Here is a 12,399-nt window from a genome sequence, read left to right as displayed (position 1 = left end):
GTCACATCTGTGACGGCTTTTTTGTAGGCGATGCAGTTAACTTCGGTTGTAGACTAGCGGGCTATTATCCGCGATGAAGTGACTGAACTGGGACAGCTGGCTCAGGCGTTCGCTGGCGTGTTTCTTGAACTGTGCCTTCGCCGCCCCTTTCAGTGACTGAGCCTGAGGCAGTTTCACTGTACGCGGATTTTTATGAACACCGTTGACTAGGAATTCATAATGCAGGTGAGGCCCTGTTACTCGGCCTGTACCGCCTAGCGTGCCGACGGTTTGTCCCTGTTTCACCCGTTGTCCGGTTTTTACCTTACGCTTGGTCATATGCAGGTACTTGGTAACATAGGTGGAACTATGGCGAATGAAAACGTAGTTGCCGTTAAATTTGTTATAGCCTGATTTCATTACTACGCCGTCGCCAGCCGCCCAAATCGGGGTACCGACGGGGGCGACATAGTCTGTTCCGCGGTGTGCCTTGACGCGACCGGTCACCGGGTGCAAGCGACGAGGATTGAAGTTAGAGCTGACATAACGGAAGTTAATCGGTGAGCGGAGGAATGCCTTGCGCATGGCCCGGCCTTCCTGATCAAAATATTGCCCGCTTTTGCTGCGTACGGCAGTGAAGGTTTCCCCTAGGTTGGTAAATGTCGCGGCCAGAATATTGCCGCGGCCGATAGGCTCTCCTTCGACAAAGCGCTCTTCAAACAGCACAGAGAAGCTATCACCTTGGCGGATATCAAGGGCAAAATCGATATCCCAGCCGAAGATCCCGGCGATTTCCATAATCTGGTTGGCGGTTAGTCCTGCCTTGTCTGCGGCGTTCCAGAAGCTGGAGGTAATTATCGCCTGGGCAAAATTAAGCTGGGTATCAACAGATTTGGTTTCTTGGTTGGAGTGGTAGGTGCCGCCGGTACGGGTGATCACCAGTGTCTCGGTGGCATTTTTTGGCTGGATCAACTGAATCAGCTCGCTGTTCTCGTCGAAGCCAAACTTCAGGATATCGCCCGGTCGTAGGTTGGTAAGGCTTTTGGTGCCTTCGTCGGCATTGACCAGCCGGTATAATGCTCCCGGAGACAGGCCGACTTTGTCGAACACCACTGCCAGACTTTCGCCTGACTTTACCGTATGTTCTTTCCATTTGAGCTGCGGGACGATCAGTTTTTCGTCCTTTGCCAGCGGCCTGAGCTGATTGGCCTCGAAATCGATATCAAGCGGATAGGCTTTACCTATTTCAAACTTGCGATCCGGGTGGCCACTGCTTTCTGAGCCCGGTAATAGGATCAGCAATACCACAATGGCACTGAGCAGTGTAATCAGTATTTGGTGCATCCTCGGCAACCGGAGAAGTTTCGATACTAGCATTGATAGGTTTTTTTTGCGCAATAAGGGAAAAATAAGACAACGCTTAGTCTAACTGGTTTCAAAAAACATCGCTATTCAAGTAAGATGGTCAACTATAACTTTTTTGCCAATTCTGTGGGAGCGAACAAGAATGGCCAGCATTGAACAAGCTTTAGCTGAAATTAAGCGTGGTGTCGACGAACTGATACCGGAAGAAGAGCTGATTGCTAAGTTAAAAGAAAACCGTCCTTTGCGAATTAAGCTGGGTGCTGATCCAACAGCGCCGGATATTCACCTGGGCCACACCGTCATTCTTAACAAGTTACGTACTTTCCAGGAATTGGGACACGAAGTAACGTTTTTGATTGGTGACTTTACCGGTATGGTGGGTGATCCGACAGGTAAGAACACCACGCGTCCGCCGCTGACTCGTGAAGATGTACTGGCTAACGCTGAAACCTACAAAGAGCAGGTATTTAAGATCCTTGATCCTGCGAAAACCAAGATTGAGTTCAACTCTTCGTGGTTGTCTGAGCTGGGTGCCGAGGGCCTGATCCGTCTGGCAGCAAATCAGACTGTTGCGCGTATGCTTGAACGTGACGATTTCAAGAAACGTTACAACGAAGGTCGTCCGATTGCGATTCATGAATTCATGTACCCGCTGCTACAAGGTTATGATTCGGTTGCAATGGAAACGGATGTTGAGCTGGGCGGTACCGACCAGAAGTTCAACCTGTTGATGGGACGCGAGCTGCAGAAAGCCAATGGCCAGAAGCCTCAGGTTGTTCTCACTCTGCCGCTACTCGTTGGCCTGGACGGTGTGAAGAAGATGTCCAAGTCTGCCCACAACTACATCGGTATAGCAGATGTACCAAACGAGATGTTCGGTAAAATCATGTCGATCTCTGATGATCTGATGTGGAACTATTACGAACTACTGTCTTTCCGTCCGATTGAAGAGATTGATCAGTTCAAGCAAGATATTGCGAACGGCAAGAACCCGCGTGATATCAAAATCCTGCTGGCAAAAGAAATCATTGCTCGTTTCCATTCTGACGCGGATGCCGAGGCGGCCGAGCAAGAGTTCATTAACCGATTCCAGAAAGGCGCGATGCCGGAAGAAATGCCGGAGTTTGAATTTGAAGCCGGTATTGCCATTGGCAACTTGCTGAAAGATGCTGGTCTGGTTAACTCGACATCTGATGCGATGCGTATGATCCGTCAGGGCGCTGCGAAGATTGATGGCGACAAGATTGAAGATACCAAGCTTGTACCTGCTGCGGGTACTGCGGTATATCAGGTTGGCAAGCGTAAGTTTGCCCGTGTTACCCTGAAGTAACCTTGTTAAACAGCACAGTAAAAAAAGGCGCCTTGAGCGCCTTTTTTATTGCCGGTGTAAATAGCTATCGGGTAAAACGGAACCAACTGGTTCGGTTAGTTTTAGGTCATTGCCGAGGGGCAAAGATCGGTAATGAAAGGTGCCATCGAATAGCAGCCAGGCGGATAGTCAGGGTGGTGGCGACACCGGCTATCGTTGCTATGGAGGCGTCCACATGAAGCATCAGTGATGTAGTATGGACAATACCCCCTAAAATACAGGCGGTTGCATAGACTTCTGTTCTTAACACCATCGGGATTTCACGCGCTAATATATCGCGGATCACCCCGCCGCCACAGCCTGTCATTACACCCATAATGACAGCCACCATCGGAGAGGCGCCAAAACGCAGTGCTTTCTCGACACCGATAGCGACAAAGACAGCCAGACCGATGGCATCGGCAACAGGCAAAAAGTACCATGGCATCTGCTTGGGTTTGCGAATAGCCAGCATGGCAATTAGACAGGTGATAAAAATCACCCACAGATAGGCGGTATCGGTGATCCAGAAAACAGGCGTTGCTCCGAGAGCCATATCGCGAATTGTACCGCCGCCTATTGCTGTGACACTGGCAAGAACGACGATGCCAAATGGGTCCATACGAAGACGCCCCGCCAGTAATACACCCGATGCGGCAAACACGGCGGTGCCGAACATATCGAGAACATAGATAAGCATATCTGTACCTGTTAGCTCTGAAGTGAAGTGAACTCGGCTGAGATTGTACGACGATATGTAAGCGGTACAACTTGCTGCAGTGGCTTTGTGAGCTTATTCACAATGATTGTTGAAAGCCTGTTACAGGCTGTCTGTTCTTACCTGGTTGAGGCGGTCACACACCTGCTCTACGGCTTTTATTGTGCGAGGCGTTGGCCGGTTCAGCCAATCTGCCTGTAGGGTAAAAAAGTGCTGATTATCGATTGCTGGCAGCTTGCCTTGCCATTTTTTCCAGATGCTAGTTTTCGTACCTGCATGGGGTGTAGTAAAAATGACTTCTGGTTGGCGAACCACCACCTGCTCTTCTGAGACTTGCGGATAGGCGGCCGGGCTGTCCGCAAAGATGTTCAACCCGCCGCAAAGGGCAAAAACCTGACTGGGCCAGCTTTTATCGGCGACGGTAATGATTGGTGTATTGCTGAGTTGATAGAAATAGCGAACTGGGCGCTGGTTGTTATATTGAGTTTTTAGCTTGTCCAATGTGTGACGAAATCCATCGGCGATCCGCTTAGCCTGTTGTGGATTGGCGGAGTATTGCCCCAGCGCTTCGATCGATTGCGGGATATCTTCCAGTTCAAGCGGATTCGAGTAATAAATCGTAAAGCCAAGCTGTGTCAGTTTTTCCATTCCGCGTGGCGGATTGCCGCCTTTCCAGGCCAGAATAAGATCGGGTTTCAGGGCGACAATACGCTCTAGCTTTATTCCGCGGTAATTGGCCACTCGTTCGAGTGATTTGGCGGCCTCCGGGTAGTCGCTGTAGTCACTGGCAGCGATGAGCTGCTTGCCCAATCCGGCGGCATAGGCCAGTTCAGTGGTATGTGGAGACAGGCTGATCACTCGTTGAGCGGGAGCGGCAAAGGAAATTGACGAGATAAGCAATAAGCAAAGGCAAGCCAGACGCACTTAGAGCACTCCTTGAAAAATAAAGATAAGCACGCTTTGTATGGCCACCCAGGCCATTAGGCGGTTGTTGGCGATTTTATTTATTTGCGCGAGATGAAAGGCTGCCGGTGCAATTTTTCCGCCTAATCGGGGGCGTTCCATTTTACGGTTGCCGTAGATTGCCGGACCACCTAGAGACAGGGATAGTTTATGACCGGTTGCTGCCAGTAACCAGCCGGGGCCGGGCAGCAGCCAGTTCTCGCCTTGGTGGATAATTCCTTGAAGGGCCGCTTTGCCGTTATGGCCGATACAGAACAGCAGGGCAAAAATGCGTAATGGGATAATATCGAGTGTAGCGAGGATACGGACAGCCGGGATGCCAAAGTTATGATAATGCTGGCGGCTGGGGGACCAGACTCGGGCCAGACTGACCGCGAGGCGGTACATCAGAGCGCCTATTCCACCCGCAAGGGCATACCAAAACAAGACTCCGGCTACCAGTCGTCCATAGGCAAGCAGCTGGGTTTCGGCTCCCGCTTTGCCAAGGCCAAGCAGTGACAGGTTGCGGGTTTCCCTGTTCAGCGGGGCTTCCAGTAACTGGCGACAACCAGCCTTGTCTTCTTGGCTATAAGCGTGAATAAAACGCTTGCTGAACTTGGCTGTATTTCTCCAGTCCAGTGCCAGCCACAAGAGGATGAGATGGAACATACTCTCAATCCATACTAGCTGGTAGAGAGCAACGAGCAGGATCAGCACGGTCAGCCACATCAATGACCAGGCCAGGCTGCCCGATAGCAGCTGCTGTTTACGGGACTCGTCGGGTTTATTGACTTTGTCGGCAATCAGCACTGCCAGTTGCTGCCAGATGCGCAGCGGATGGAGCAGGGTTGGAATAGGGAGTAGCCAATGCATAGCTAATGCTCCCCACAAGACGAGCAGGGAGCTGTTATCCAGCAGAACCGCCAGGATCTCTGTCATTATTGGTTAAGAAGTTCAACCATTTTCGCCACCATGACAGATGAGCTCTTCGCAGCCAGAGGCAGGAACTCTTCGAAGCTCATTGGTGACTCTTTGTCGGCGACATCAGAAATAGCACGAACCACGACGAACGGGATCTCGAACTGGTGACATGCCTGAGCAATCGCGGCAGCTTCCATTTCAACAGCAACGACGGAAGGGAAGTTGTCACGAATGAATGTTTGTTTTTCAGCAGAGCATACGAAAGCATCGCCGGTACAGATCAGACCGCGAACAGCGTGCATGTCACCCATTGTCGCCAGTGCCTGTTCAGCCGTATCCATGAGTTTTGCATCAGCAACGAAAGCCGCTGGCTGCTGGGCCATCTGACCGATTTCGTAACCGAATGCAGTAACGTCGGCGTCGTGGTACCTAACTTCAGTCGAGATAACCACATCACCCAGGTTCAGGGTTGAATCGAAACCACCTGCAGAGCCGGTGTTAAGTACAACATCCGGCTGGAAGACTTCAAGCAGGACAGCTGTACCGACGGCGGCAGCGACTTTACCGATACCTGATTGCAACAAGACAACATCTGCACCATTAAGAGTACCGGTATAGAACGTACAGCCTGCTTTGTTGTGAGTTTCGCTGTTAGTCAGTTGCGCTTTTAGGATGGCAACTTCTTGTTCCATCGCACCAATAATGCCGATTTTCATCAATGTGTTCTCTTGTAGGTAAACGGAGACTCCCTACCGGGAGTGTGTATGGCAAGAATTGTAACATGAACGAATATAAAGCGGGAATGGCGTTGAAAGCCATTCCCGTTTTAGTGGTGTTTGATGAAGAGGCTACACCTCTACGTCTCTACACCTCGAGATAGTCAAGGATCCCTTCTGCTGCCTTTCGCCCTTCGTCAATGGCCGTTACGACCAGATCAGAGCCTCGCACTGCATCACCGCCGGCAAAGATTTTGGCATTGCTGGTTTGGAACTGAAAAGCCCCTGCTGATGGTGCTTTAATTCGGCCGCGCTGATCCAGCTCGACATTATAGTCCTCCAGCCACGGCATGGCGTGTGGTTGGAAGCCGAAGGCCATGATAACCGCATCGGCATCCAGCACATGTTCACTGCCTTCAACCAGCTCTGGGTGGCGGCGACCGGCTTTATCGGGGGCCCCCAATTCGGTTTTGACGACGTTGACGCCAGTGACCTGACCCTGATCGTTGATGTTGATGCTCAGAGGTTGCAGGTTAAACATAAAGTTAACGCCTTCCTCGCGGGCATTTTTAAACTCACGCTTGGATCCTGGCATATTGGCGGCATCGCGACGGTAGGCGCAGATCACTTCTTTGGCACTTTGGCGTATCGACGTACGAACACAGTCCATCGCGGTATCACCGCCACCGAGGACGACCACGCGTTTTCCTTTCATGTCGAGGGGATCTGTGTGGCTCTCCAGCCCCATGACCCGGTAGGCATTGGAGACCAAAAATGGCAGTGCATCATAAACGCCCTGAGCCTCTTCGTTTTCCAGCCCTGCCCGCATATTTTTATAGGTGCCGACACCAAGGAAGACGGCATCATATTCACTCAGCAGCTGTTCCATTTGGATATCTTTGCCGATTTCGGTATTGAGACGGAATTCTACGCCCATACCGGTAAAAATCTTTCGGCGGTTGACCATCACTTTTTTTTCCAGTTTGAAAGACGGGATGCCGAAGGTTAACAGGCCGCCTATTTCCGGATAGCGGTCAAACACCACGGGCTTGACCCCATTCCGGACTAGGATGTCGGCACATGACAGGCCGGCAGGCCCGGCGCCAATGATGGCGACTTTTTTATCTGTCCACTCGACATCGGACATGTCTGGCTTCCAGCCCATTTTAAAGGCTTTGTCGGTAATGTATTTCTCTACATTGCCAATCGTGACGGCCCCGAAGTCATCATTGAGGGTACAGGCCCCCTCGCACAAGCGATCCTGAGGGCACACTCGGCCGCAAACCTCCGGCAGGGTATTGGTTTGGTGCGACAGCTCGACAGCCTCGATGATCCGGCCTTCGTTCGCCAGCTTGAGCCACTGCGGAATATAGTTGTGGACCGGGCATTTCCATTCGCAATAAGGGTTACCACAACCAAGGCAGCGATCGGCCTGGGCACCGGCCTGTTGCTGGGTAAAGGGCTTGTAAATTTCCACGAATTCGATTTTACGAATATTGAGTGGCTTCTTCGCCGGATCGACTCGTGCTACATCGATGAATTGGTATATGTTCTGGCTCATACGGTTTCCCTCCCTTATTGTGCATGAACGCGCAGTTCAGCGGCTGAACGGCTTTGGTGACCCAAGAGGGTATTCACGTCGGCAGACTTTGGCTTCGCAAGGTAGAACATCGGGATCCATCGATCAAAATCAGCGAGGATCTCCTGAGCTCGACTTGAGCCGGTCTCCTCGAGATGGCGGTCAATCAGGCCGCGCAGGTGCTCCTGGTGGATCTTCAGGCCGCCCAGCGGCAGCGCTTCGATAAGCTCGGGGTTGACGCGACCTGCAAAGTCTCCGTCTTCATCAAGGATGTAGGCAAAACCCCCTGTCATGCCGGCACCAAAGTTAACCCCGGTCTTGCCGAGAATAGCGACAATCCCTCCCGTCATGTATTCGCAGGCGTTATCACCAGCGCCTTCAACCACGGCAATGGTGCCCGAGTTGCGCACCGCGAAACGTTCGCCGGCGGTTCCGGCCGCAAAGAGTTTGCCGCCCGTTGCGCCGTACAAGCAGGTGTTGCCGACAATGGTGGCCTCGTTTGACTTGAAAGCCGACCCCATTGGGGGGCGAATGGCTATCTTGCCGCCGGTCATCCCTTTGCCGACGTAGTCGTTGGCATCACCGGTGAGGTTCAGGTTCAGGCCTCCTGCGTTCCACACCCCGAATGACTGTCCGGCCGTGCCGGACAGGTGCAGGTTAATCGGTTGGGCTGCCATGCCCTGATTGCCGTAGCGGAGGGCAATCTCTCCGGAGAGACGGGCACCAATAGAGCGGTCGGTGTTTCGGATGTCATGGTATAGATCTGCACCGCTGCGACTTTCTATCGCCGGCAATGCCTCCTGGAGCAAGGTGTTGCTCAGCTCCGCGGTATCAAACGGGGTATTGGGCTCGCTGCAATAGAGCGTCTTCCCTGCCACCGGTGTTGGCGCATGCAGCAGGCCGTCGAGTTCTAGCTTGCTTTGCTTGGAGGTATAGCCTTCCAGCACCACGAGCAAGTCAGTACGGCCGATGAGATCGGTCAGCTTTTCGATCCCAAGCTGTGCCAGTAGCTCGCGGACTTCCTGGCCCAAACCGACGAAGTAATTCATGACTTGCTCGGGCAGGCCCTTGAAGAAGTCTCGGCGCAGTTTCTCGTCTTGGGTTGCTACACCTGTCGCACAGTTGTTGAGGTGACAGATACGGAGGTACTTGCACCCCATGGCCACCATCGGTGCCGTCCCGAAGCCGAAACTTTCAGCGCCCAGTATTGCTGCCTTCACGACATCAAGGCCGGTTTTTAGACCGCCGTCGACCTGCAGGCGAATCTTATGGCGCAGGCCATTCGCTACCAGTGCCTGCTGGGTTTCGGCCAGGCCAAGTTCCCAGGGGCTGCCGGCGTATTTTACCGAGGTTAACGGGCTGGCACCGGTACCGCCGTCGTAGCCGGAAATCGTGATCAGATCGGCATAGGCTTTGGCTACACCGGTTGCGATGGTGCCGACGCCGGGTTCCGATACCAACTTGACCGATACCATTGCTTTGGGATTAACTTCCTTTAAATCAAAGATCAGCTGCGCCAAATCTTCAATTGAATAGATATCATGATGTGGCGGCGGTGATATCAGCGTTACGCCCGGTACGGCAAAACGCAGCTTGGCAATTTCGGTCGTCACTTTATGGCCCGGTAATTGGCCGCCTTCTCCCGGTTTTGCACCTTGGGCAACTTTGATTTGAATGACGTCGGCATTGGCAAGGTAGTGGGGGGTTACCCCGAAGCGGCCGGAGGCCACTTGTTTGATGCGCGAGTTTCGCTCGTTGCCAAATCTGCGCGGATCTTCCCCGCCTTCCCCTGAGTTGGAGCAGCCGCCCAGCCGGTTCATGGCAATAGCCAATGCCTCGTGTGCCTCCGGACTCAGGGCGCCGATAGACATGGCTGCCGAGTCAAAGCGCTTGTACAGCTCGGTGGCTGCCTCGACGCTATTTATATCGATAGGGCTGCCGGTGTTTTTCAGTTTCAGCAAGTCACGAAGGGCTGCGACCGGACGCTCGTTCACTTGTTTGGCAAAGGTCAGATAGTCTTGATAATCACCGGTTTTTACCGCTTGTTGCAAGGTGCTGACAACATCTGGGTTGTAGGCGTGGAACTCGCCGCCGTGGACATATTTCAGCAGTCCGCCGGGTTCAACCGGCTTGCGTTTGAGCCAGGCTCGGCGGGACAGGTTAAATAAATCCTGCTGGAAATCGTCAAAGTCTGCCCCGGCAATCCGGCTGGAAACGCCCTGGAAACACAGTTCGATAATTTCGTCACTCAGCCCGACCGCTTCAAACAATTTCGAACAGCGGTATGAGGCAACTGTCGAGATCCCCATCTTCGACATGATCTTGTACAGACCTTTGTTCATACCGTTGCGGAAGTTAATCATGACGTCGCAGTATGGTTTGCTGATCGCACCGCTGTCGATCAGCTTGCCGAGCGATTCATAGGCCAGATACGGGTATACCGCCGTCGCACCGAAGCCAAGTAGGACGGCAAACTGGTGTGGGTCGCGGGCGGTAGCCGTTTCAGCGACGATATTTGCATCGCAGCGCAGGTTGGTGGCGACCAGGCGGGTTTGTACCGCGCCAACAGCCATGGCGGCGGGGATCGGAAGTTTATCTTTGTTGATCCCGCGATCGGAGAGCACCACCAGAACCGTTCCGTTGCGAACAAGGCGCTCTGCCTGATCACAGATATCGATAATGGCTTGCTTGAGATCTTTCTCGTTCGGATCGTAGTTAATATCAATCATGCTGTTGCGGTAGTACTGGTTATCGAGCTCCAGCAGCTGGACCAGATCTGAGTACAGCAATATCGGCGAGCTAAAGGCAACTCGGTGGGCGTGGCCGTCTGTCTCGCAGAATACGTTCATTTCGCGCCCGATGCAGGTGGCCAGCGACATCACATGCTTTTCCCGCAAGGGGTCAATGGGCGGGTTGGTAACCTGGGCAAACATCTGGCGAAAGTAGTCGGTTACCGCGCGTTCTTTCGATGACAGCACAGCCATCGGGGCATCATCGCCCATTGAACCGGTGGCCTCCTGTCCGTTTTCGCCAACGACCCGCAGAACCTGATCCAGCTCTTCGTTATTGACCCCAAAGAGTTTTTGGTAGGTTTGCAGCTCGCCATCATCAAGCGATCGGCTGCCGACCTGCTCTTCGTTTAGCTCTTCGAACGGCACCAGGCGTTTTACATGGCTATCCATCCATTCTTTATACGGATGGCGGCTCATCAGCTCGCTGTCGATATCGGCCGAGTGCCAGATCTTGCTGAACTTGGTATCGATCACCAGCAGTTCGCCGGGGCCGACCCGGCCTTTTTCTGCTACCTCGTCTGGTGCGTAATCCCAGATCCCGACTTCGGAAGCCAAGGTGATCAGCTTGTCTTTGGTGATCACATAGCGAGCCGGCCGCAGACCATTTCGGTCAAGGTTACAGGCTGCGTAACGGCCATCGGACATCACAATACCGGCTGGCCCATCCCATGGTTCCATGTGCATGGTATTGAAGTCATAGAAGGCACGCAGCTCCGGATCCATGTCCGGGTGGTTTTGCCACGCAGGCGGAACCAGCATACGCATGGCCCGAAATAGGTCCATACCGCCAGACAGGAAGAGCTCGAGCATGTTATCAAGGCTGGATGAATCTGAACCTGTCTCATTGACAAACGGGGCGACAGTCTGTAAATCCGGCAGTAGCGGAGAGGAGAACTTATAGGCTCTGGCCCGCGCCCACTGGCGGTTGCCGGCAATGGTGTTGATTTCGCCGTTGTGGGCAAGATAACGGAACGGCTGTGCCAGCGGCCAGCGCGGCTGGGTGTTGGTCGAGAAGCGCTGGTGGAACAGGCAGATTGATGACTCCAGGCGCAGATCGCCCAGATCGAGATAAAACTTCGGTAAATCAGCCGGCATGCACAGCCCTTTATAGACCGTGACCTGTGTCGACAGGCTGCAGATATAAAAATCAGGATCGTTGTTGATACGTTTTTCTATTCGGCGGCGGGCAATATAAAGCCGGCGGTCAACATCGCGGGGCTTCCAGCCTGCCGGGGCATTGACAAATACCTGCTCTATCTGGGGCAGGGACTCGGTGGCAATAGGGCCAAGGACATTTGGGTTGATCGGTACTTCACGCCAGCCAACCATGGAGAGCGTTTCTTTCGCCAGTTCTTCATTGATGATAGTACGGGCCTGCTCGGCCCTGACGGGATCCTGGCTGAGGAAAATCATGCCCACGGCGTATTCTCGGGCGAGCTTCCAGCCGGCTTCTTCGGCAACAATGCGGTAGTAGCTTTCAGGCTTTTTCATCAGCAGGCCACAGCCATCACCGGTTTTGCCGTCCGCGGCAATACCACCACGGTGGGTCATACGATCCAATGCGGATATAGCTGTACGGACAAGTTTGTGACTGGTTTCCCCTTCGATATGGGCAATAAGGCCAAAACCACAGTTATCTTTTTCCAGCGTTGGGTCATACAGTGTCATTGCAACTCTCCCTTGCTTCCACTCATTCGAGCAGTATTACTGCATATTTATGGCAATCTCCCTGATCGCCATTTCTGCTTCCCGCAATATTTGAAGTTAACGATAATTTACAAAAAGGTCAAATTTCCATCACTTGACGGTTTAAATCCAGTGAATGTGGATATTCTTCTGCATAAACTATTGGTATTTTGACTTTTATTGGTTTGGTGAAACATATTGCTTACATTTTGGGGCGAGTAAGAATATCTTGGAACCATCTGAAAAATTAGAATTTTCTATATCGACAAGCACATTCTGCCAGCGTATTGAAAAAGGAATTAGCTGGTGAATAAAGTTAGGTCAGATAAGGGAGGAATGGGGCTGCGATCGGC

General features: G+C 52.7%; 8 protein-coding genes. 1 reads left to right on the top strand and 7 read right to left on the bottom strand.

The window, feature by feature from the left end:
* Positions 1-36 precede the first annotated feature (36 nt).
* Positions 37-1,356, bottom strand: a complete 1,320-nt coding sequence (shyC, locus tag EDI28_RS18345; protein ID WP_128785342.1) for a peptidoglycan DD-endopeptidase ShyC — start codon at positions 1,354-1,356, stop codon at positions 37-39.
* Positions 1,357-1,486: 130 nt separating this feature from the next.
* Between shyC and tyrS the strand changes: the two genes are divergently transcribed.
* Positions 1,487-2,674 (top strand): tyrosine--tRNA ligase, encoded by a 1,188-nt coding sequence (gene tyrS, locus EDI28_RS18340; RefSeq protein WP_128785341.1) that lies wholly within the window; start codon positions 1,487-1,489, stop codon positions 2,672-2,674.
* A gap of 106 nt (positions 2,675-2,780) precedes the next feature.
* Here the strand turns inward: tyrS and EDI28_RS18335 are convergent, their stop codons facing one another.
* The 6 genes from EDI28_RS18335 to gltB all read right to left on the bottom strand — a co-directional run bounded on the left by EDI28_RS18335 (position 2,781) and on the right by gltB (position 12,028).
* A complete protein-coding gene (locus tag EDI28_RS18335) occupies positions 2,781-3,392 on the bottom strand; it encodes a trimeric intracellular cation channel family protein (RefSeq protein ID WP_128785340.1) in 612 nt (203 codons plus the stop codon).
* A gap of 120 nt (positions 3,393-3,512) precedes the next feature.
* Positions 3,513-4,334, bottom strand: a complete 822-nt coding sequence (gene btuF, locus EDI28_RS18330) for a vitamin B12 ABC transporter substrate-binding protein BtuF (RefSeq protein ID WP_128785339.1) — start codon at positions 4,332-4,334, stop codon at positions 3,513-3,515.
* Positions 4,335-5,291: a cobalamin biosynthesis family protein gene (locus tag EDI28_RS18325; RefSeq protein WP_128785338.1), complete on the bottom strand. Its 957-nt coding sequence runs from the start codon at positions 5,289-5,291 to the stop codon at positions 4,335-4,337. It abuts the gene before it with no gap.
* The gene (gene mtnN / locus EDI28_RS18320) at positions 5,291-5,989 is read right to left on the bottom strand and encodes a 5'-methylthioadenosine/S-adenosylhomocysteine nucleosidase (protein WP_128785337.1); all 699 of its coding nucleotides are present in this window, start codon (positions 5,987-5,989) and stop codon (positions 5,291-5,293) included. Before mtnN ends, EDI28_RS18325 begins: the two co-directional genes overlap by 1 nt.
* A gap of 148 nt (positions 5,990-6,137) precedes the next feature.
* Entirely contained in the window at positions 6,138-7,550 is a 1,413-nt protein-coding gene (locus tag EDI28_RS18315) for an FAD-dependent oxidoreductase (protein WP_128785336.1), read from the bottom strand.
* 14 nt (positions 7,551-7,564) lie between these two features.
* Positions 7,565-12,028 carry a glutamate synthase large subunit gene (gene gltB / locus EDI28_RS18310; protein WP_128785335.1) on the bottom strand — a complete coding sequence of 1,488 codons (4,464 nt, stop codon included), beginning with the start codon at positions 12,026-12,028 and terminating at the stop codon, positions 7,565-7,567.
* Between the last annotated feature and the right edge of the window lie 371 nt (positions 12,029-12,399).

It is taken from the genome of Photobacterium chitinilyticum (genome assembly GCF_004104355.1).
GTDB lineage: Bacteria > Pseudomonadota > Gammaproteobacteria > Enterobacterales > Vibrionaceae > Photobacterium > Photobacterium chitinilyticum.
Note: the sequence above shows the minus strand (reverse complement) of the source record. Positions and strands in the feature narration are given on the sequence as shown.

Bases quoted from the DNA above. Each gene is read 5' to 3' on its own strand.
- shyC (WP_128785342.1), bottom strand. From the start codon at position 1,356: ATGCTAGTATCGAAACTTCTCCGGTTGCCGAGGATGCACCAAATACTG.
- tyrS (WP_128785341.1), top strand. From the start codon at position 1,487: ATGGCCAGCATTGAACAAGCTTTAGCTGAAATTAAGCGTGGTGTCGAC.
- EDI28_RS18335 (WP_128785340.1), bottom strand. From the start codon at position 3,392: ATGCTTATCTATGTTCTCGATATGTTCGGCACCGCCGTGTTTGCCGCA.
- EDI28_RS18325 (WP_128785338.1), bottom strand. From the start codon at position 5,291: ATGACAGAGATCCTGGCGGTTCTGCTGGATAACAGCTCCCTGCTCGTC.
- mtnN (WP_128785337.1), bottom strand. From the start codon at position 5,989: ATGAAAATCGGCATTATTGGTGCGATGGAACAAGAAGTTGCCATCCTA.
- EDI28_RS18315 (WP_128785336.1), bottom strand. From the start codon at position 7,550: ATGAGCCAGAACATATACCAATTCATCGATGTAGCACGAGTCGATCCG.
- gltB (WP_128785335.1), bottom strand. From the start codon at position 12,028: ATGACACTGTATGACCCAACGCTGGAAAAAGATAACTGTGGTTTTGGC.